This window comes from Bradyrhizobium sp. CCBAU 53415, from assembly GCF_028128735.1.
Classification (GTDB): domain Bacteria; phylum Pseudomonadota; class Alphaproteobacteria; order Rhizobiales; family Xanthobacteraceae; genus Bradyrhizobium.
Genome location: NZ_LBJF01000024.1, coordinates 20767 through 41934 on the forward strand (window position 1 = coordinate 20767; position 21168 = coordinate 41934).

Below are 21168 nucleotides of genomic sequence, written 5' to 3' on the forward strand. Positions count from 1 at the left end.
CCATGCGAGGGAGCCGGATCGACAGCCGCGAGCTGTTTGCGGCCGAGCGCGAGATCATCATCGCGCATGGCGAGGACAGCTATCGTCTCCGCTTGACCTCGCAGAACAAGCTGCTCCTGACGAAGTAACCCGCAATGACATTTTGCCGCACTCTCACCAATCTCCTGCTCGCCGGCACGATCGCGCTCGCGTCTGCCGCGCACGCGACCGGCATCACCGTGCATGACGCGCGCAATCGCGAAGTCGCGGTGAACGACTTCGCGCGCACGGTCTCGATCGGTGGTGCCATCACCGAGATCCTCTACGCGCTCGGGCTGGAGAACCGCCTGGTCGGCGTCGACACCACGAGCCTCTATCCGGCGGCGGCGCTGCACGACAAGCCCAATGTCGGCTACATGCGCCAGATCTCGGCCGAAGGCGTGCTCGGCCTCAACCCGACCCTGATCCTGGCGATCCAGGGCTCGGGCCCGCGCGAGACCATGGACATTCTGGAGACGGCGAAGGTGCCGCTGGTGCTGGTGCCCGAGACCTTCTCCGAGGAAGGTCTGATCGAGAAGATAAGACTGGTCGGCCATGCCATGGACGTCGACGCACGAGCCGAATGCCTGAGTGCCGCTGTCGGCGCCGATCTCGCGCAGCTCCGCGCACTGCGCGCCAGGGTGACGAAGCCGGCGCGCGTGATGTTCGTGATGTCGCTCCAGAACGGGCGGGCGATGGTGGCCGGCCACAAGACCGCGGCCGACGAGATCATCCGGCTCGCGGGCGCGGCCAACGTTGTCGACGATTACGACGGCTACAAGATCATCGGCGACGAGGCGATCGCGGCGGCCAAACCCGAATTCGTGCTGTCGATCGAGCGCGGCAAGGAGTCGCTCCAGGCCGATGCGATCTATGCCCATCCCGGATTTGCGCTGACGCCGGTCGCGGCCAACAAGAGCTTCATCAGCATGGACGGGCTCTATCTGCTCGGCTTCGGGCCGCGGACGGCGGCGGCGGCACGCGACCTCTCCGTCAGGCTCTACCCGGCATTGGCCGACCAGGGCGGCACGTTCACGTCGGCCCTGTCGGCGGCGAACTGCCGGCAATGAGCGAGGCGATCGCGACCGGGGCGCATGGCCCGCGGCGACGCGCCAGCGCGAGACGACGGTCCGCCTCGCTCGCGATTCCTCTCCTGATCGCCGTGCTCGCGATCACCGCGATGGTCGCGCTGACCGTCGGCGCCGCGGGTATCCCCCTCTCCCGCCTGCCTGCCGCGCTGGGCCTTGCCGGCGAAAGCACTGCCACGACGGCCCGCGACCAGCTGGTGCTGTGGTCGATCCGCATTCCCCGCATCGCAGCAGCCGCGATGGTCGGCGGCCTGCTCGCCGCGGCCGGCGCGATCATGCAGGGACTGTTTCGCAACCCGCTGGCCGATCCCGCCCTGGTCGGCGTCTCCAGCGGCGGCGCGCTCGCAGCCGCGAGCGCAATCGTCTTTACCGATTCGCGCTTCGGTGAGACGCTGCGCTCTCTCCATACCGAATTGTTGCCGCTGGCGGCCTTCGCGGGATCGCTGGCGACCACCGCAATCCTCTATGGCATCTCGAGCCGCTCGGGGCGGACTTCGACCGCGATCTTCCTGCTCGCTGGCGTTGCCATCACCGCGATCGCCAATGCCGGCATCGGGCTGCTCGTGTTCATCGCCGACGACCGCCAGCTCCGCGACATCACGTTCTGGATGCTGGGCTCGATGAGCGGCGTGACCTGGACCAAGGCCGCCATGCTCGCGCCGATCCTCGTCATCGGGCTTGCCGCCTGCGCCTTCATCGCGCGCGGTCTCGATCTGCTGGTGCTCGGCGAGGCCGACGCTTTCCACGGCGGGGTCGACGTCGAGCGTCAGAAGCGGATCTCGATCGTCATGGTGTCCGCCATGACCGGCGTCGCGGTGTCGATCAGCGGCGTCATCGGCTTCGTCGGCATCGTGGTGCCACATCTGCTCCGCCTCGTGATCGGGCCGGCGCATCGCCTGTTGCTGCCGGCCTCGGTGCTGCTGGGCGCCATCCTGATGGTCGGCGCCGATACGCTGGCGCGCACCATCGTGGCGCCGGCGGAGATGCCGATCGGCATCCTGACCGCCGCCGTCGGCGCACCCGTCTTTCTCTTCATCCTGCTGCGGCAGCGCGGGCTCGCCTCGCTATGAACGCGGTGATCGAGGCACGCGGCTTGGTCAAGCGCGCCGGCCGCGCGACGCTGCTCGACGACGTCGGCCTGACGGTCACGGCCGGCGAGATGGTCGCCATCATCGGCCCGAACGGCGCCGGCAAGTCGACGCTGCTGCGGCTGCTCTCCGGCGATCTTCGCCCGAGCGCAGGCAAGGTGCGGCTGAAGCAGCGCGATATCGGCAGCTTCACGCCGCGCGAGCTCGCCGCGCGGCGCGCGATGCTGTCCCAGCACATCAACGTCACCTTCCCGTTCACGGTCGAGGAGATCGTGCTGATGGGAGCAGGCGAGCGCAGCCTGTGCGAGGCTGGACCGCTCGTCGACTCCGCCCTGAACGAGGTCGGCCTCGCGCATTTCCGCGAACGGCAATTGCCGACCCTGTCGGGCGGCGAGCAGCAGCGCGCCCATTTCGCCCGCGTGCTGGTGCAGCTCGCCTGCGGCGAGGCCGAGCATGGCCCCGGGCTCTTGCTGCTGGACGAGCCGACCTCGAGCCTCGACCTGCGTCACCAGATCGACCTCGTCGAAGCGGCGCGCCGCCGCGCCGGCAGCGGCACGGCAGTCATCGCCATCCTGCACGATCTCAATCTCGCCATCCGCTTCGCCGACCGGCTGATCGTGCTGAATGGCGGCCGGCTCGTCGCCGACGGCCCGCGCGCCGAGATCGTCACCCCCGAGATCATCCGCGACATCTTCGAGATCGACGCCGTTGTTCACGAAGCCGGTGACGGCGTGCCGTATGTGTTGCCGCAGTCGATGCGAGCGGCGGTACCTCTCATGCAATCGAGCTGAAAGCGCGGCCGCAGAGACGGTACGCCCCCCTCGCCCCGCTTGCGGGGAGAGGGTTGGGGTGAGGGGGACTCCGCAGGGACGGAAAGAGTGAGACTCGTGGAGAGTCCCCCTCACCCGGATTGCATCTTCGATGCAATCCGACCTCTCCCCGCAAGCGGGGCGAGGTAAGACAACATCGTGCTTCGGGCCCTACCCCGCCGGCACGATCACCATGCTCTTGTCCTTCGGCCAGCGGATGCGCCAGGCGAAATTGATGTCCTTGACCTCGCCGGGCCTGGCGTCGAACGACCATTCCAGCACGCCGCGCTTGTCGCGAATATTGCTCGCCGTGGGCTGGGTGCTCGACGGCAGCATCTCGACGACGATGTCCTCGTTCTCGCTGACAGGCAGCTGGTCCTCGATCGCGACGCGAATCGGGAAATCATGGCCGTTGCGGATCGTGGTCTTGAATGAACGCTCGTCGGTCTTCGACGTCGTCACGAGCAAGCCCGCCGAGCCCTCGTTGCGCTTGAGCACAGCGCGCTCGATTCTCACCTTGTCGTCGGCGCCGAAGCCGAGCCGCACGATGTCGTCCTTGGCGGACGCCATGATCTTGCCGCGGCCGACGAAAACGCCGTCGCGATAGATCGCGACCTTGCCGGGCAGCAGGGTCGTGTCGTCGGTCTGCTTGAAGCTGGCTTCGAGGAACGCGGTCGGGTCCATCACCGGTGCGGCGCGCACGGCGAGATCGGCGGGCACATTCACCGATGCGATGCGGAGGCTCTTGGCCCCCTCCGCAGCGCCGAGGCTGACGCGGCCGGGAATCCTGAAGGTAGCCTGGAAATCGCCGATCTCGGCGACGGCCTGCTGCTCGTCGGCGCGCTCGCGCGGCTCCGCCGCCTCTGCGATCCTGGCCATGGCCGGCGATTGCGCCTGACGCGTCACGGGCGCAGGCCGTGCCAGATCGGAGGCCGTGCCGAGCGCCAGCGGTTTCGGCAATTGCGGATATTGCGCAACCAGTGAGCTCAGCTCCGGAGCACCGCCGCCGCGGCCGATGCGGACCGTGGAGACGCCGAGCGTCACGTTCGACCAGTCCTCGCCGGTCGATTGCGTGACCTCGGCGCGACGAACGAGTTCGAGCTGCGGCTTGCGATCCTTGGCGCCGGTGTCGAGCCGGGCGTCGTAGAGCGGCACCCAGCGCGCGTTGCGCACGGCGTAGGTCACACGCAACGTCGCCTTGGTCGCCGCGGCTGAGGCGACGTCGATCCGAACTTCCAGCTTGCTCGGCGGCTTGGCCGCGCGCTCGGCTTCCAATTGCGCGATCTGTCGGTCGATCTCGCGCTGTTTTCGCGCGGCGTCGCGAATTGCGGTGTCGGCGGTCGCGATCTCCTCGGCAACTGCCGCAAACGCCGCGCGCCACTCCGTGATCGGCCGCGCCTCGCCCTTCTCACCGAGGCCGGCCGGCGAGGCTTCGGCAAAATGCTGCGCAAACTTGCGCCGGGCGTTGGCAGAGTCGATCGCACCTTGCAGATCGGCCCGCTGATCTCTCAGTGCTTCGATGCGCTTGTCGAGCTCGGGGAGGTTGGCGGGCGGCGCGGCCCTCGGCGGCCGTGCATCGATCGTACCGATGGTGAGCTTGGCGCCCGCCTCGCCTTCGACGCGGAGGGACGACGGATCGAGCGAGAGCGGAAAATCCTTGGCGACCAGCGTCGAGTCACCGGAGGCGAGATCCAACGAAATGACGCGAGTGATGGTGGCGCCGTCGGGATAGACGGTGACCGTGTCGATCGCCGACGTGGCGTCCACGTTGGCCGCCCATGACGGCGATGCAATTGCCGTGGTCACGAGGACCAGGCTCGTGGTTGCCAGATATTTCGCGGTGATGCGCATGAAGTCCCTCCTGCCGGTATCGCCGCGCCGCCAGCCGGACGCGCGCGATGAAATGCCTCGCCATCGTGGTTGGACGCGGCAGGGAAGGAACTGGTTCGATTGAGGTTTCTGTGCGGCGCCGCCGCGACGGCACCATGGCCGGGGAACGCTTTGTCGTTCCGGCGGTCTTTAAACCTGGGCCGGCGAAGCCTGGCCGAAGATACGGCGCAGCAGATCGGTCACGTTGCGGGCGCCGGCCTTCTTCAGGATGCTGGCGCGGTAACCCTCGACCGTCCGCGCGCTCAGATGCATGCGCCGGGCGATCTCCTTGTTGGTGAGACCGGCGGCGAGATGCTCGAGCACGTCCCCTTCGCGCCCGGTCAGGGGCTCGCAACCGGGCAGCCAGCATTGCCGGATCGCGGCGGGCTGGGTGAACTCATCGATGGCGGCATCGATCCGGCCGACGATGTCGTGGGTGCGGAACGGCTTTTCAATGAAGTCGGCCGCGCCGCTCTTGATGGCGTCGACCGCCATGGCGATGCTGCCGTTGGCCGAGGTCACGAGCACCGGCGCCATGCAGTTCTCGCCGCGCAACCGCTTGAGCACCTCGAGGCCGGAATGATCGGACGGCAGCTCCAGCAGCACGCAGGCCGGCATCCGCGCCTTTGCTGCGGACAAGAGAGACGCACCGTCAGCGAAACAGGTCACTTCATAGGCGTTCCGTTGGAGCGCCGCCGAAAGTTGTTCGCGGGAGGCTGCGTCGGTGTCGATGACGAATATCTCACCCTTGGAAAGCATGTTTCCCGGCATGATCCCGATCCAGCAATGTCTTGGTCAAATGGTCCGAGACGGTAGCCGGCTCCATCGCCCTGCCCGACCGTCGTAAACACGGCATTCACGCTCGTGCTTCGGTTTCCCGTATGTATGTTCCGCCCGGTTCCCGGGTTTGACTGACCGGGACAGAAATTTTACATTTCGGGACACCTGCAGCGATGGCTGGCAGGAACGGTTCGCATGACCGACCTCGTTCGCAGCTCGAGCCTGAGTTATTACCCGGAGGTCGCCCGGTCAGTCGGGCTCGACCCCAGGCAGATGATGCGCAAGGCGAGGCTGCCACCGGCCTGCGTCGACAAGCCCGACACGCCCATCGCCGTCGCCAGCCTGCGTCGTCTGCTCGAATTGTCGGCGGAGGCGTCCGGCGTCGACGATTTCGGCTTGCGTCTCGCCGAGCGCGGCGGCCTGACCAATTTCGGCGCGGTCGGCCTGATCGTGCGCGAGCAAGCGACCGTCGGTGAGGCCATCAATGCGTTCTCACGCTTCATTCATATCCATCACGATGGCATGCGGCTGGACGTTGCGCGCAGCAAGCAGACCGTGACCATCACGATGCATCTGCGCGGCCGGCACCCGGGCGCGTCGCGGCAGTCGATCGACATGGCGCTCGGCAGCGTCCACCGCATCATCCAGTCGCTGTTCGGTCACGACTGGCGGCCGCAGGAGGTGCACCTGCATCATCCGCCGCCGCACGATCGCAAGCGCTATCGCGAATTCTTCGGCTGCCGCGTGATCTTCAACGCGAGGGATGATGCGATCGTGCTGTCCGCACACGATATGGAGCGTCGGATCCCGAGCGCGCATCCGCTGATCGCGAGCTATCTGCGCAAGCGGATCGAGGCGATCGAAACACGGCCCGCAAGCTGGGAGCAGAAGGTCGACGAGGTCGTACGTCTCCTCCTTGCCGGCGGCGACTGCACGATCGAGCGCGTCGCCGAGCATCTCGCCTGCACTCGCCGCACCATCCACCGCCGCCTCGCGGCATCCGGCACCAGCTTCTCGGCCATCCTGGATACGCAGCGCGCCGATCTCGTGATCAAGCTGATCGGCGCCCCCGGCCGACCGTTGGCCGACATCGCGATGCAGCTTGGCTTCTCCGCGCAGAGCGCCATGGCGCGCTGGTTCCGCGGCCGATTCGGCTGCACCATCACCGAATGGCGCAAGGGCGCGCGGCCTCCGACAGCGCCGCCCTCGGCGACTGCGGCTTGAGTTCAGCGCGCCGGAGCGGGTACGCCCATCGTGGCGAGGGCACGCCACCGGCTGCCGGCGAGCAGCGGACCGAACGCGATGGCAAATCCGAGGAAGGCGACGATCCAGCCGCAGACGGCGATGTGCAACAACACATCGTTGTGCGCTGGCAATACGACGGCAGCGACCCGAGCCAAAGCCGCGATGATGATTGCAGCATAGATTCCCTGGATCGCCGGCGAAGCCGTCAACGCCTGTCCGGTATGGCCGAGACTCGCGCGGGTCATCACTGCGAGCGTCATGGTTCCCGCCGCACCCGCCATCCAGGCGTGGATGCCGGCGCTGGGCGGCAGCACACCGAGAACCGCCAGGGCATGCAGGATAAAACCGAACGGCACGAAGACGTAGCCGACATGCAGGATCACGAGCAGCCGCTCGCGGAAGGTGCGATCGCCAGCCCAGCGCGCAAGCCGCACCAGATGCAGCACGCCGACGAATGCCATCAGGATGCCGGTGACGGCATTCAACGGCGCCACGATCCATGAGACGAGCGCGAGCGCGCTACATCCGATCACTGCGCCGTCGAAGCGTCCGAATGGCACGGGCAGACGGCCGAGATTGAACTTGACCAACCAGTTGCGGGTGAAGCTCGGGATGATGCGGCCGCCGATCAGCGAGATCAGCAGCACAACGACGCTGATGCCGACGCGGATGCTGACATCGGCCGCGCCTTCGTAATGCGCTTCGAGATGAAAGGCGACGTTGCCGGCGAGCAGCACGAGCACCAGTCCCACCACGGGCAGGTTGCGCCAGTTGCCGCCGGCGATGATCTCGCGCGCGGCGGCCCCGACGACGAGCATCAGGAAGGCGGCATCGACGACAAGCGCAAGCGACCAGCCGAGTTCGGCGGACAAGGTTACTGCGACGCGTCCCGCCAGCCAAACCACGAGCAACGCTCCCAGCGACGTGCCCCGAACCGGCAGCCGCCCCGTCCAGTTCGGAATTGCCGTGAACAGGAACCCGGTGATGACAGCCGGAAGAAAGCCATAGAGCATCTCATGGATGTGCCAATCGCGCGGCGCGAATGCGGAACTCACGGACAATTCGCCATAGAACATCGGCAGCCAGGCCAGGATCGACAGCGCCGCCTGGATCGCGGCAAGCAGGAAGAAGGGCCGAAAGCTGTTCGCAAACAGCGGCCAGCCCGCAAAATTGCGGGATCGGGCGCCAGCCATGAGGTCAACTCCAATCAATTCGGATCGAAAAATACCGCCACCCGGCCGGTCCGTTTTGCGCTATCGCAAACTACCTGACGATTGCAGGTGCCATCACGCTCCCGAGCGACAAGGAGGCAGAATGGCCAAGGTCGACACATCGCTGGTTGCGCATTTGCCGCTGTTTGCCGGGGTCACGCCGGACGCTCTGGATGAGATCCTGCGTGAGGCCCGGTCGGCGCGCTATCCCAAGAACAGTGCCATCTTCGAACAGGGGGCGGATGCGCAGTCCTTCTTCCTGCTGCTGCACGGCCATGTCCGCGCGGCCAAGACCACGCCGACCGGCGAGCAGATCGTGGTGCGCTATGTCGCGCCTGGCGAAACGTTCGGGCTCGCGATGGCGATCGGAGCCGCGCGGTACCCGGCGACGGCGATGGCCGTCGATGACAGCGTCGTGCTGATCTGGCCGACCTCGGCCTGGCCGCGGCTGGTCGAGCGGTTTCCAGCGCTTGCCGCCAACACGCTGCAGACCGTCGGCACCCGGCTTCAGGAGAGCCACACCCGCATCCTGGAAATGTCGACCCAGCAGGTCGAGCAACGCGTCGCGCACGCGCTGCTGCGCCTCGCCAAGCAGTCCGGCAAGAAACTCGACCACGGCATCGAGATCGACTTCCCGATCAGCCGCCAGGACATCGCGCAGATGACCGGCACCACGCTGCACACCGTCAGCCGCATCCTCAGCGGCTGGGAGAGCCAAGGCCTCGTCGAGAGCGGCCGCCAGCGCATCATCCTGCGCGACCCGCACAGAATCGTCGTCTTGGCGGAGCGAAACGCCGACAGCGGCGCGACTTGAGCCGACGCCGGGATGCCTCGGCTGACGAGGGTGAGAGGCGCTTCCGCCTGCGGCGAAAGCGCTCCCTCATCCGGGAACGCGCACCCGCGCGAATTCCAGACCGTCTCACGCCGGCACGCAATCGCTCAATGCAGCGAGGAATTTGTCGCGGTCGATGCCATGCTCGCGGCAGGCATCATCCACGGTGTGGAAGGTCGCGATCGGACAGCCGACACAAGCCATCCTGAAGGCGAGAAACACGCGGATCGTGTGCGGCGCCGTGCGCATGATGTCATCGACCAGATCGTCGGATCCAAATGGCATGGACAACTCCGTTCGGAGACGACGATAGCGGGGCGAGGCGGAGCTTCTTTGTCGAAGCGCAAGCAACGTCGTCATTCCGGGGCGTGCACAGCACGATCCCGGAGTGACGGAGAGAGCGTCTAAACCGCCCTGCTGTGCAACTGCTTCGCAGTATCCAGATGCGCGTCGAATGCGGCGGCGACGCTGCGGACCAGGAAGCGCGAATCCTTGGCGACCGCGAGCCGGTCGCCGTCCAACCTAACGACGCCGTCGGAGATCAGCGGTTTCAGACGCGCCGCCGATTTCAGCATCGCCCCTGCCTCTGCGCCATGGCGCGCGCAGATGTCGCCGAGATCAGCACCGAACTCGCACATGATGCGTTCGATGATATCGGCGCGCAGCCGATCGTCATCGGTGAGCCCATAGCCCTTCGCGGTAGCGAGGCGGCCGGCGGCGATGCTCTGCGCATAAGCGCCGATCTGCACCTCGTTCTGGACGTAGCCCTGCGGCAGATGTCCGATCGCGCTCGCGCCGAAGCCGAGCAGGATTTCACTCTTGTCGGTGGTGTAGCCCTGAAAATTGCGCCGCAGCGTCCGCTGCTCGAACGCCACGGCCATGGAATCGTCGGGCCGTGCGAAATGATCGAGCCCGATCTGCACGTAACCGGCCTCCTTCAGGGCATTCGCGATCGCGCAGGCCTGGTCGTGGCGCGCCAGGCCGTCGGGCAGCACGGCCTCGCTGATCATGCGCTGGTGCTTCTTGAAATCAGGCACATGAGCATAGCCGAACACCGAGAAACGATTGGGCGCGAGCGCGAGGCTGCGCCGCACGGTGTCCAGGCACGACGCGACACTCTGGTGCGGCAAGCCGTAGATCAGGTCGAAATTGATGCCCTCGATGCCCGCGCCGCGGAGCATGTCGACCACGGACGCGGTCTGCTCGAAGCTCTGCACGCGGTTGATCGCCCTCTGCACCACGGGATCGAAGCTCTGCACGCCGAGGCTCGCGCGGTTGACGCCGGAGAGCCGCATGGCCTCGACCATGTCGGCGGTCAACGTGCGGGGATCGATCTCGACCGCGATTTCGGCCGAAGGCAGCACGAAGAATCTCTGGCGCATCGTCGCCATCAACTCGGCAAAGGCTTCCGGCGCCATGATCGTCGGCGTACCGCCGCCGAAATGGATATGCTCGACCTTGATGCGGCGGCCGATGGTTTCGGCGGCCAGCGCGATCTCGCCGCGCAGCGTCCGTTGATAGCCGGCGATGAGCTCGTCGCGGCGGACGATCTGGGTATGGCAGCCGCAGTACCAGCACATCTCGCGGCAGAACGGCACGTGCAGATAAAGAGACGCGCTGGCACCCGCCGGCAGTTCCGCCAGCCACCTCGCATATGTGTCTGGACCGATCGCGGACGTGAAGTGCGGTGCGGTCGGGTAGCTGGTGTAGCGTGGGAGACGTTCCTCGCCGTAGATCGCCGCAAGATCAGCTCTCATATCTTACCCATTCGTAAATTTCCGCCGCGCGCAGACGCCACGGCAAATCACGGAACGAGTTCAATTAACCCGGAGGCGCGGAAGCGACTTTGCGCTCGCGCAAAGCGCGGCGATCGGTTCCCGACCATGATGAGAACGATCCGCAGGCTACCGGAGCGTTTTGCCATGAGGCTTCTCGCACTCGACCTCATTCTCTCCCTGCTCGACGTCCGCGGCCATATCCCGCGTTTCGACGACTTCCGGCCGGCCCCGGCCACGCCAGCCCCCGCCGGCTTGGTGCTCGCTCTGGCCGCAGCAATCGTCGTCTTGGTCGGGCTGTCGCTGGCGATCTGGGGAACGGTCTGGCTTGCGATCCACCTCCTCTAAAGCGCGATGCGATCAGGATGAAACAATCGCGCTCATGATCTCCGCACAAACACGTTCCGCGCTTGTCGCGAGGGAAAACCGCTGCGCACTTTGCCGGATCATGCTTTGGTCGTCCCCACCTGCCTTGCCGGCCTGCCCACCTCGCCGCCGACACGACCAGCCATGCATCCTCGCCCGGACGCGCCGGTCCGGCCGAGATCGCCATCCCGCTTGAAGATGCGAACGAGTCGCCGCTGAGCGCAGATGCGTTGCGGTCACGCTCGGCGATCCCGAGCATGGCGCGACGCCGGTTGCCGCAAAGGCTGGTTGCTCGGCCGCGACATTCGCATCCCGCCTTGGGACGCGGCCAAGATGGCATCACCGATCATGCTCCGCCGAGACACCTAAGTACTGTTGCGGAGGTGAATCCGGCGGAAGCTTGTCGCAGCGCAAACACGCTTGCCGCGATCGGCGCACACTGCATTCCGTCATCAAAACCTTTTCAGATGAAGGATGCTTCCGATGTTCACCCGCAGAGCCGCATTGATCAGCGCCGCCGCGACCGCCCTGATGTTGGCGGCGCCGGCTTTCGCCGCGAGCGATCTCAAGCTGCCGCGTCAGAAGGTGGAGCTGGTCGCTCCGCCCTTCGTGCACGCGCACGAGCAGGCCACGACGCAGGGCCCCAAGATCATCGAGTTCAAGATGACGATCGAGGAGAAGAAGGTCGTCATCGACGACAAGGGCACCACCTTCCAGGCGATGACGTTCAACGGCTCGATGCCGGGACCGCTCATGGTCGTGCACGAGGGTGACTATGTCGAGCTGACGCTGGTCAATCCCGCGACCAACACCATGCCGCACAATATCGACTTCCATTCCGCGACCGGCGCGCTCGGCGGCGGTGAACTCACGCTCATCAACCCCGGCGAGCAGGTCGTGCTGCGCTGGAAGGCGACCAAGACCGGCGTGTTCGTCTATCACTGCGCGCCGGGCGGCCCGATGATTCCCTGGCACGTCGTCTCCGGCATGAATGGTGCCGTGATGGTGCTGCCGCGCGACGGGCTGAATGACGGCAAGGGCCACGCGCTGAAATACGACAAGGTCTACTACATCGGCGAGCAGGACATGTACGTGCCGCGCGACGAGAAGGGCAATTTCAAGTCGTACGACTCGCCCGGCGAAGCCTTCACCGACACGGAAGAGGTGATGAAGAAGCTGATCCCCACCCATGTCGTGTTCAACGGCAAGGTCGGCGCGCTCACCGGCAAGAATGCGCTCACCGCCAAGGTCGGCGAGAACGTGTTGATCGTGCATTCGCAGGCCAATCGCGACAGCCGTCCGCATCTGATCGGCGGCCATGGCGACTATGTCTGGGAGACCGGCAAGTTCGGCAATGCGCCCGAGGTCGGGCTCGAGACCTGGTTCATCCGCGGCGGTTCGGCCGGAGCCGCGCTGTACAAATTCCAGCAGCCCGGCATCTACGCCTATGTCACGCACAATCTGATCGAGGCAGCCGATCTCGGCGCCACCGCGCACTTCAAGGTCGAAGGCAAGTGGAACGACGATCTGATGACCCAGGTGAAGGCGCCTGCTGAAATACCGCCTGCCGGCACCAACTAGACGCGACAAGGGGTCGGGCCATCACCGGCCCCTTCTTTCTCCGGGGAATCACCATGCTGATCGCATTCAAGCTCAAGCTGGCGCTCGCCTGCGCGGCCGGGCTTGCCGGGCCGCTCGCCGTTGCGCCTCTGGTTTCCGAGGTGACGACGCACCATGCGGGAGGCGAGCCGGCGATGGTCGAGATCGCTGCCGGCAGCTTCTCATATCGCGAGGCCGGCGACTTCACGCGCGGCGGGCAGCAGGCGGAAGCGCCGCTGCGCAACGTGCGGAGGGACCGGCCGCTGCACATCATGCGCAATCAGGTCGCCTCATCCGACTATCGACTTTGCGTGCAGGATGGCGCCTGCCGCGCGCTCGATCGCGACGTGGCGATCGCCCCCGATCGCCCCGCAGTGCAGGTGAGCTGGCACGATGCCGAAGCCTATGCGGGCTGGCTGTCGCGCAAGACCGGCCGCCAATACCGCCTGCCGAGCGACGAGGAATGGGCCTTTGCCGCCGGCTCCAGATTTAGGGATGATGGTGCACCGGTCGATGCAAGCGACCCCTCGAAGCGCTGGATCAGCCGCTACGAGCGTGAATCCGAACGCGACCTCACCGACACCACGGCCTATCCGTTCGGCAAGTTCGGCCCGAACGAGCATGGCGTCGAAGATCTCGCCGGCAATGTCTGGGAGTGGACCTCGACCTGCTTCGTGCGCTCCCGGGTCGACGAGGCCGGCAATGCCGGCCGCGCGACCGTGAATTGCGGCGTGCGCATCGCCGAAGGCGCGCACCGCGCCTATGTCACCGACTTCATCCGCGACGCCCGCGCCGGCGGCTGTGCCCAAGGCGTGCCGCCTGCCAATCTCGGCTTCCGCCTGGTGCGCGAGGAGGCGTCATGGGTGGCGAGCCTGTCGGCGCGATGGGGCAAGGCGTGGTCGGCGAGGTCGTAACAAGCGCGGGGAGAATGACGGCAGCGTATCACCCCGCCATTGCGCGCGCAGCGAAGCAATCCGGCATCCCACCGCGGAGAAGGTCTGGATTGCTTCGTCGCAAGAGCTCCTCACAATGACGGCGAAGAGATAGCTGGCGACGCTCTTACGTGTTCTTCAGCGCGACGCGGAACTCGGCTTCGGTCTTGGCCTTGACCTCGTCGAGCGAGACGCCGTCGGCAAGCTCGATCAGCGCCATGCCGCCATTGCCATGCTTGTCGATGGTGAAGACGGCAAGATCGGTGACGACCATGTCGACCACGCGCTCGCCGGTCAGCGGCAAATTGCACTTCTTCAGGAGCTTGGCGCCGTCCTTGGCGGAATGCTCCATCACCACGACGACGCGCTTGACGCCGGCGACGAGATCCATCGCGCCGCCCATGCCCTTGACCATCTTGCCGGGGATCATCCAGTTGGCGAGATCGCCATTCTGGGCCACCTGCATGGCGCCGAGGATGGAGAGATCCATGTGGCCGCCGCGGATCATGCCGAAGGAATCGGCGCTCGAGAAATACGAAGTCGAGGGCAGCTCGCTCACGGTCTGCTTGCCCGCGTTGATGAGATCGGCGTCCTCTTCGCCCTCATATGGGAAGGGGCCCATGCCGAGCATGCCGTTCTCGCTCTGCAGGCTGACGTCCATGCCGTCCGGAATGTAGTTCGAGACCAGCGTCGGGATGCCGATGCCGAGATTGACGTAATAGCCGTCACGCAGCTCCTTCGCGGCGCGCGCGGCCATCTGTTCACGGGTCCAGGCCATCAGATTTCAACTCCAGTGCCGGCCGCCGGCGCCGCCGTCGGGCGCGGGCGGGTGTTGCGGAATTCGATGCGCTTCTTGGCCGTGCCGACCTCGACGATGCGCTTCACGAAGATGCCGGGCGTATGAATGTGGTCGGGATCGAGTTCACCGGCCGGAACCAGATGCTCGACCTCGGCCACCGTGATCTTCGCGGCGGTCGCCATCATCGGGTTAAAGTTGCGCGCGGTCTTGCGGTAGATGAGGTTGCCGGCGGTGTCGCCCTTCCAGGCGTGCACGATGGCGAGGTCGGCGAACAGGCCGCGCTCCATCAGATATTTCTCGCCGTCGAACTCCTTCACTTCCTTGCCTTCGGCGATCAGCGTGCCGACGCCGGTCTTGGTGTAGAAGGCCGGGATGCCGGCGCCGCCCGCGCGGATGCGCTCGGCCAGCGTGCCCTGCGGATTGAATTCGAGTTCCAGCTCCCCGGCGAGGAATTGCTGGGCGAACAGCTTGTTCTCGCCGACATAGGACGAGATCATCTTCTTGATCTGGCGGGTTTCGAGCAGGCGGCTGAGGCCGATCCCGTCGACGCCGGCATTGTTGGAGACCACCGTCAGGCCCTTGACACCGGACTCCCGGATCGCGTCCGACAGCTCCTCGGCAATGCCGCAGAGGCCGAAGCCGCCCGACATGATCATCATGTTGTCTTTGAGAATGCCGTCGAGCGCCGACTTGGCGTCGGGATAGACCTTGTTCATGCAAAAAACCTCGACTGAACCTTCGGCTTGCAGGCGTCGCGCCTTATTGGGGGCGATTATTAGGCGAAATCGTCCGAAGCCGTCAATGATACGGGGTTCTCCGCTCCGCCCTTGGGTGATAGAAGCTGCCCACGCCGTGGGCATAACCGTACAGCGGCCTTGAAAGCGTCAAGAAAACCCATCAAGTTGTGGGGGTTGGGTGTGGGCGCGCGGGTTTCCCGGCCCGCCCTTTCTGGCTCCAACGACCAACCCGATCAGGACATGCCATTGACCATGGCCCAAGGAATGAAGCGCCTCGGGACGCCGATCGCGGCGCTGCTCGGCGTCGTGCTGATCGCCCTGATCGCGACCTCCTGGTTCATCAACCGCGACGCGCTGCGCAAGGCGGTCGAAACGCAGATCCGCGACGTCACCGGGCTCGAGCTCAATGTCGCAGGCAATATCGACATCTCGGTGCTGCCGGCGAGCTACATCTCCTTCCACGACGTGCGCCTCAAGGGCGGCGGCACCAGCGCTCCCGCGCTCCAGGTCGACGTGCTCACCGCAAATCTGCGGCTGCTGCCGCTGCTGCTGCAGCGGTTCGAGATCGCCGACCTGATGCTGCTGCGGCCGCGCATCCATGTCAGCCTCAAGCCGGACGGCGACAGCAACTGGACACCCTTCATCCAGACCATCGCGCGCACCATGAAGCCCGGAGCCGAGAACCAGGTCTCGTTCTCCGAAATCCGGATCCAGGATGGGGTGCTCGATTACGAGGAGGCCGACGCGCATGCCACCGAGAAGCTGGAGGACATCGACCTGTCGCTGGCCTGGCCCTCGATCTCGCGCTCCTTCGCCGCGACCGGACAGTTCGACTGGCGCGGCGAGCGCGTCGACGGCTCGATCAGCTTTTCCGATTTCGTCGCCGCCCTCTCCGGCGACCGGTCCGGCCTGAAGGCGCGAATCGCCAGCGCACCGCTCAAGCTCGCATTCGACGGCAGCGTCGCCAACCGCACCAGCCCGATGATGGAAGGCACGCTCACCGTCGACAGCCCGTCCTTGCGCAACGCGCTACGCTGGACGGGACAGCCGCAGCCCGGCAGCGGCGGCTTCGGCCGGTTCGCGCTGAAGGCGCGCGCCAACGTCGTCGGCGCCTCGATCGCGCTCACGAACGTCAATGTCGAGCTCGACGGCAATGCCGCCGAGGGCGTCATGACCTACGCCAACAACGGCCGGCAGACGCTGCAGGCGACGCTCGCCGCCGACGCGCTCGACTTTACACCCTATATCTCGACGTTCCGCCTGCTTGCGAGCGGCGCGCGCGACTGGAACAGGCAGCTGTTCGACCTCAACGGATTGTCGACCACCGACCTCGACATGCGCCTGTCGGCAGCAAAGCTGACGGTCGGGCCGACCAGGCTCGGCCGCACCGCGATCGGCGCCAATTTGCGCAACGGCACGCTGGCGCTCTCGGTCGGCGAGGCTCAGGTCTATGGCGGGATCGCAAAGGGCTCGTTCGGCATCGCGCGGTCCGATACCGTCGCCGATATCAAGGCGCAGTTCCAGTTCACCGACGTCGATCTCCAGGCCTGCGCCACCGAATTGTTCGGCCTCAACAAGCTGTCCGGCCGCGGCAACATCAACGTCTCGCTCCTCGCCTCCGGATCGAGCCCGTTCGGCCTCGTGCAGTCACTCGACGGAAGCGCCACCGTGACCGGGCATGACGGTGCGATCTCGGGCTTCAACGCCGAGCAGCTCCTGAAGCGGCTGGAGCGGCGGCCGCTGTCGGGCGGCGGCAATTTCCGCAACGGCTCGACGCCCTACACCAATCTCACCATCGCCGTGAAATTCTCCGACGGGATCGCCACCGCCGAGGACATCCGCGTCGAAGGCCCGGCGACGAAGATCACGCTCACCGGCACCGCCTCGGTGCCGACGCGCGAATACGACATGAAGGGCGTGGCGAGTCTCAACAGCGCGTCGGGGTTCGAACTGCCGTTCGTGGTGCAGGGCCCCTGGGACGATCCGCTGATCTTTCCCGATCCGGAAAGCCTGATCCGCCGCTCGCCGGCCTCCGCGCCGCTGCTCGACATGCTGAAGGACCGCAAGGGGGGCGATGCCGTGCGCTCCGCAATCGAGCGCATTACCGGCAGCGGAAAGCGTCCCGCACCTGCGGAATCGCCGACGGCGGAGAACGCGAAGGACGGCGCCAAGTCCAACTAGGCAAGTCCAACCAGAGGTGTCAACGTCGCGCTGCTTGGGGTGGCAAGCCCGCGCGCTGTAGCTTCGACTTGCCAGACTGAATACTGCGACCGATCTCAACGCGACGTCACGCGGCCGATTGCGGCGTTGAAATCCAGGCCTCGTCTTCCCTCACGACTGGTGCCGCCCCCATCTTCGACCCGGCCGCGACCGTGAACGTACCACCCTGTCCCAGTTCACGGGCCAACACCTCGCGGTCACAGGCGTCCTCCCACAGCGAAACGGTGATGGATGCGACACAGTTGCTGATCATGCTGGTCAGCGCCCGCGCCTCCGACATGAAGCGGTCGATGCCGACAAGCAGCGCCACGCCGGTCACGGGCAAATCCGGCATCACCGATAGAGTCGCGACAAGCGCAACGAAGCCGCTGCCGGTGACACCGGCGGCCCCTTTGGACGTCAGCAGCATCAATCCAAGCATTGCCGCAATCTGCCCCCATGACAGGTGAATGTCGCAGGCTTGCGCGATGAAGATGGAAGCCAAGGTGAGATAAATCGCGCTGCCGTCTAGATTGAAGGAATAGCCCATCGGCAACACGAGCCCCGATACGCCTTTCCGGCATCCGAGCTGCTCCAGCTTGCGCAGCGCGCCCGGCAGCGCCGGCTCCGACGACGACGTGCCGAGCACGATCAGCAGCTCTTCCTTGAAGTAGCGGATCGTTTTCCACAGGCTGAAGCCGTTCAGCCGCGCCAGCGTACCAAGCACGACCACCACGAACACGGAGCAGGCGATATAGAATGTCAGGATCAGCAATCCGAGCGAGCCAATCGATCGGATGCCATAGCGGCCCACCGTGAACGCCATGGCGCCAAAGGCGCCGAGTGGAGCGAGCTTCATGATGAAGCCGAAGGACACGAACAGCACCTGAGAGAACGAGGCGACTGCCTTTGTCACCACGACACCTCCGTCGCCGGCACGGCTCAGGCCGAAGGCAATCAGGATTGAAACCAGCAACACCGGCAGCACTTCGCCATCGGCGAACGCTCCAAAGAACGAATGCGGGATGATGTGCAGCATGAAGTCCGCGAAGCCGGATACCCCTGCCTGCTTGGTGAATTTCGCGGCCACCGACGGGTCCAGCGTATTGACCGCAACATGCATGCCCGCGCCCGGCTGGATCAGCGACACCGCGATCAGTCCTGCCAGCAAAGCGAGCACGGTCAGCAGGTAGAACAGCGCCATGGACTTCACCAGCGTGCGGCCGACCTCGCGGGAATCGCTGACGCTGTTGATGCCGCTCACAATGGTGCAGAACACGATCGGCGCGATCATCATCTTGACCAGCTTGACGAAGCCGTCGCCAAAGGGCTTCAGCGCGGCGCCAAACTCGGGCCAGAAATGGCCTGTGAGAACGCCCAGCATGACGCCAATCAGCACCTGGACGTAGAGAATCCGGTAGAAGGGCTTTCTCGCCTCGGTGTTCAGGTGCCCAACCAGCGCTTCCTTGTGCATTTGCATTCTCGTTTCTCCCATGGCTCTGATTATTCTTGATGGCTTCGGAGGCGCGGCGGGCTTCAGGCCGCCAGGACCGAATGAGGCACGTGCGACCGACGGGCGAAGACGTGGCCCTCGAAGATTCGCCGGGCTGTCCGCAGCACCCGGGCAACCGGGCCGGGCTCCAGCCGAACCACGAGCTGGCCGGAGGGATGGGCGAGCGTGATCGGCACCGGCGGCGCCAGTGGCCCGACCATCTCCGCCGCGATCGTCCCGGGAGTGATGCATGCAGTCGCGATCGCGACCGCGCCGGTCACCGCCAGCGCACTATGGCAGTCGTGTGGCATGAAGTACCTGACGTTCAACGTCGCCTCTCTCGCGGGCGCAATCAGAACCGGCTTCGGGATCACCATCGTCGCGGAATCTGGAAAGCCCATCCGGCGTCCGGCCTCGATGCGCAAAGTGTCGAGACGCGTGCGGAAGCCGCTGTCGGCGAAGTCCGAGGGAGCCTCACGGCCGCTCCATCCCAGATCCGCCGCGCGGACCAGCATGACCGGCATCGCCGCGTCGAGGCAGGTCACATCGATCCCTTCGATGCGGTCGACCAGATGCCCCGTCGGCAGGAGGCGACCAGTGCGTGCGCCGGCCGCGTTGGGGAACGACAGTTCGATCGGCGCGGCCGTTCCCGGAACACCATCGATCCGCGCCTCGCCGTCGTAAGTCACGTGTCCTGCGGGGGTCGGAACGGTTGCGTCAATCAACTTGCCGGTGTTGACATTGTGGATGCGCACATGGGTGCGATCTGGGGCAGCGGCGACCAAGCCGGCTTCAATTGCGAACGGCCCCACGGCCGCCAGCATGTTTCCGCAATTCGGCGAGGTATCGACGATCCCCTCACGAACCCGCACCTGGGCAAACAGGTAATCGACATCGGCGCCGGGCACCGTTGCCGGCCCGATGATCGCGACCTTGTTGATGACGGCATTGCCGCCGCCGATCCCGTCGATTCCAAGATCGTGTCCGCCTCCCATCACGGACAACAGGACCGCGTCGCGCAGGCTCGGGTCGACCGGAAGATCGCGGGCCAGGAAAAACGGCCCGCGCGAGGTGCCCCCGCGCATGACCACACAGGGAATGGCAATCTGATCGTTCATGGAGCTCTTCCGTTCGGCGACATCTTCACGCAGGCCAGAGCATCCTTCGGCAGAACTATTTTGTGAAATGCAAAGATCTGAGGTATTATTTCGTATATCGATATAATGGAGCCTGCCATGAACGCGGAACTGCTCGACCTCAAGGCGTTCATCACCGTGGCGGAGACGGGAAGCTTCGTCCGCACCGCCAGGGCGCTGAACCTGTCGCAACCGGCGCTGAGCCGACGCATTCAAAAGCTGGAAGAGAGCCTCGGTGCGCCGCTGCTCGAACGGTCGACGCGCCACGTCAATCTCACCATGACCGGGCGCGACTTCCTGCCGAAGGTGCGCCGCCTCATCGACGAGTTCGAGACCTCGGTGCTCGCCATCCACGATATCGGCGCGCGAAGTTCAGGCCTGGTCTCGGTGGCTGCGGTGCCGACAGCGGTGTTCTATTTCCTGCCGCGTGCGATCGGTCGGTTTGCCGAAGCGTATCCGCGCATTCGCATCCGGATACTCGACATCGGTGCCAACGAGGGATTGGAAGCGGTCGCGCGCGGAGAAGCCGACTTCGGCATCAACTTCATCGGCGCTTCGCATGCGGAAATCGAGTTCGAGAAACTGGTTGAGGATCCCTTCGTCCTGGCCTGCCGTCACGACCATCCGCTGGCATCGCGCAAGCAGGTCAGTTGGTCGGAGATCGTGTCGCACCGGGTCATCACCGTCGGTCGCAACAGCGGCAATCGCGCGCTGATCGACAATGCGCTGGCACGACACGGCCTGCAGCTGAACTGGTCCTATGAAGTCGCTCACCTCTCCGGCTCGCTTGGCCTGGTCGAAGCGGGCCTCGGCATCGCTGTGCTGCCGAGGCTCGCGACGCCAGCGGCCGGCCATCCGATCATTCACACCATTCGGCTGACCGAGCCGGAAGTGTCGCGGACGATCGGCATCGTGCGCAGGCGCGGGGCGACGCTATCGCCTCATGCCAGCCAATTTCTCAAGATGCTCCTCGAGGCATGGCGTTCTCCTTCCCCGACAAGCGGGCGAGGCAAGCCGCGGCCCCAATCCGCTGAGGCGAGTTCGAATGCCGCTTCGACGGGCCTCAAAGGAAAACGCTGACGAAGCCAGACGCCACGAGGTGAATTGATTGGCATGCATCGATGCGGCCTTTGCATCGATGCGCGAATTCCAACCACGACCTATGTCTGACAACATGCCGCTAGATCGGATGA

Annotated in this window: 20 protein-coding genes; 11 read left to right on the top strand and 9 right to left on the bottom strand. The window is 65.5% G+C overall.

Annotated elements, in window-relative coordinates:
- Positions 1-2: 2 nt before the first annotated feature.
- The 4 genes from hemP to XH87_RS18385 are packed head-to-tail and all read left to right on the top strand — an operon-like array spanning position 3 to position 2985.
- Positions 3-128 (top strand): hemin uptake protein HemP, encoded by a 126-nt coding sequence (gene hemP, locus XH87_RS36795; protein ID WP_193374113.1) that lies wholly within the window; start codon positions 3-5, stop codon positions 126-128.
- Positions 129-134: 6 nt separating this feature from the next.
- The gene (locus tag XH87_RS18375) at positions 135-1088 is read left to right on the top strand and encodes a heme/hemin ABC transporter substrate-binding protein (RefSeq protein ID WP_271588363.1); all 954 of its coding nucleotides are present in this window, start codon (positions 135-137) and stop codon (positions 1086-1088) included.
- Entirely contained in the window at positions 1085-2176 is a 1092-nt protein-coding gene (locus XH87_RS18380) for a FecCD family ABC transporter permease (RefSeq protein WP_271588364.1), read from the top strand. Before XH87_RS18375 ends, XH87_RS18380 begins: the two co-directional genes overlap by 4 nt.
- Positions 2173-2985, top strand: a complete 813-nt coding sequence (locus XH87_RS18385) for a heme ABC transporter ATP-binding protein (RefSeq protein ID WP_271588365.1) — start codon at positions 2173-2175, stop codon at positions 2983-2985. The genes XH87_RS18380 and XH87_RS18385 overlap by 4 nt, the downstream gene beginning before the upstream one ends.
- Before the next feature lie 189 nt (positions 2986-3174).
- Here the strand turns inward: XH87_RS18385 and XH87_RS18390 are convergent, their stop codons facing one another.
- Positions 3175-4854 (bottom strand): mucoidy inhibitor MuiA family protein, encoded by a 1680-nt coding sequence (locus XH87_RS18390; RefSeq protein WP_271588366.1) that lies wholly within the window; start codon positions 4852-4854, stop codon positions 3175-3177.
- 168 nt (positions 4855-5022) lie between these two features.
- Positions 5023-5643 (bottom strand): response regulator transcription factor, encoded by a 621-nt coding sequence (locus XH87_RS18395; RefSeq protein ID WP_158671523.1) that lies wholly within the window; start codon positions 5641-5643, stop codon positions 5023-5025.
- A 204-nt stretch (positions 5644-5847) separates the two neighbouring features.
- Between XH87_RS18395 and XH87_RS18400 the strand changes: the two genes are divergently transcribed.
- Positions 5848-6876: an AraC family transcriptional regulator gene (locus XH87_RS18400; RefSeq protein WP_271588367.1), complete on the top strand. Its 1029-nt coding sequence runs from the start codon at positions 5848-5850 to the stop codon at positions 6874-6876.
- Between the two features lie 2 nt (positions 6877-6878).
- Here the strand turns inward: XH87_RS18400 and XH87_RS18405 are convergent, their stop codons facing one another.
- On the bottom strand, positions 6879-8090 hold the full coding sequence (locus XH87_RS18405; protein WP_271588368.1) for an NnrS family protein: 1212 nt from the start codon (positions 8088-8090) through the stop codon (positions 6879-6881).
- 121 nt (positions 8091-8211) lie between these two features.
- On the opposite strand from XH87_RS18405, the gene XH87_RS18410 reads away from it, so the two are divergent.
- On the top strand, positions 8212-8922 hold the full coding sequence (locus XH87_RS18410; protein WP_271588369.1) for a Crp/Fnr family transcriptional regulator: 711 nt from the start codon (positions 8212-8214) through the stop codon (positions 8920-8922).
- A 105-nt stretch (positions 8923-9027) separates the two neighbouring features.
- Here the strand turns inward: XH87_RS18410 and XH87_RS18415 are convergent, their stop codons facing one another.
- Both XH87_RS18415 and hemN read right to left on the bottom strand, forming a co-directional pair.
- Positions 9028-9225 (bottom strand): DUF1858 domain-containing protein, encoded by a 198-nt coding sequence (locus XH87_RS18415; protein WP_035704759.1) that lies wholly within the window; start codon positions 9223-9225, stop codon positions 9028-9030.
- Positions 9226-9344: 119 nt separating this feature from the next.
- On the bottom strand, positions 9345-10697 hold the full coding sequence (gene hemN / locus XH87_RS18420) for an oxygen-independent coproporphyrinogen III oxidase (protein ID WP_271588370.1): 1353 nt from the start codon (positions 10695-10697) through the stop codon (positions 9345-9347).
- Between the two features lie 165 nt (positions 10698-10862).
- Here hemN and XH87_RS18425 point away from each other — a divergent pair, with 165 nt between their 5' ends.
- The 3 genes from XH87_RS18425 to XH87_RS18435 all read left to right on the top strand — a co-directional run bounded on the left by XH87_RS18425 (position 10863) and on the right by XH87_RS18435 (position 13594).
- Entirely contained in the window at positions 10863-11063 is a 201-nt protein-coding gene (locus XH87_RS18425) for a hypothetical protein (RefSeq protein ID WP_271588371.1), read from the top strand.
- A 501-nt stretch (positions 11064-11564) separates the two neighbouring features.
- Complete coding sequence (gene nirK / locus XH87_RS18430) at positions 11565-12662, top strand: copper-containing nitrite reductase (RefSeq protein ID WP_199763005.1); 1098 nt, start codon at positions 11565-11567, stop codon at positions 12660-12662.
- Between the two features lie 53 nt (positions 12663-12715).
- Complete coding sequence (locus XH87_RS18435; RefSeq protein ID WP_271588372.1) at positions 12716-13594, top strand: SUMF1/EgtB/PvdO family nonheme iron enzyme; 879 nt, start codon at positions 12716-12718, stop codon at positions 13592-13594.
- A 145-nt stretch (positions 13595-13739) separates the two neighbouring features.
- On the opposite strand, the gene XH87_RS18440 is transcribed toward XH87_RS18435, so the two are convergent.
- Together XH87_RS18440 and XH87_RS18445 are read right to left on the bottom strand one after the other, a co-directional pair.
- Positions 13740-14390: a CoA transferase subunit B gene (locus XH87_RS18440; RefSeq protein WP_035704748.1), complete on the bottom strand. Its 651-nt coding sequence runs from the start codon at positions 14388-14390 to the stop codon at positions 13740-13742.
- Complete coding sequence (locus tag XH87_RS18445; RefSeq protein ID WP_158669175.1) at positions 14390-15127, bottom strand: CoA transferase subunit A; 738 nt, start codon at positions 15125-15127, stop codon at positions 14390-14392. Before XH87_RS18445 ends, XH87_RS18440 begins: the two co-directional genes overlap by 1 nt.
- Before the next feature lie 273 nt (positions 15128-15400).
- On the opposite strand from XH87_RS18445, the gene XH87_RS18450 reads away from it, so the two are divergent.
- Complete coding sequence (locus XH87_RS18450; protein ID WP_271588697.1) at positions 15401-17329, top strand: AsmA family protein; 1929 nt, start codon at positions 15401-15403, stop codon at positions 17327-17329.
- A gap of 106 nt (positions 17330-17435) precedes the next feature.
- Here the strand turns inward: XH87_RS18450 and dctA are convergent, their stop codons facing one another.
- Both dctA and XH87_RS18460 read right to left on the bottom strand, forming a co-directional pair.
- On the bottom strand, positions 17436-18821 hold the full coding sequence (gene dctA / locus XH87_RS18455; RefSeq protein WP_333909187.1) for a C4-dicarboxylate transporter DctA: 1386 nt from the start codon (positions 18819-18821) through the stop codon (positions 17436-17438).
- Positions 18822-18883: 62 nt separating this feature from the next.
- Positions 18884-19957 carry a 4-oxalomesaconate tautomerase gene (locus tag XH87_RS18460; protein ID WP_271588374.1) on the bottom strand — a complete coding sequence of 358 codons (1074 nt, stop codon included), beginning with the start codon at positions 19955-19957 and terminating at the stop codon, positions 18884-18886.
- Between the two features lie 117 nt (positions 19958-20074).
- On the opposite strand from XH87_RS18460, the gene XH87_RS18465 reads away from it, so the two are divergent.
- Positions 20075-21055 carry a LysR family transcriptional regulator gene (locus tag XH87_RS18465; RefSeq protein WP_271588375.1) on the top strand — a complete coding sequence of 327 codons (981 nt, stop codon included), beginning with the start codon at positions 20075-20077 and terminating at the stop codon, positions 21053-21055.
- The last annotated feature ends 113 nt before the right edge of the window (positions 21056-21168 follow it).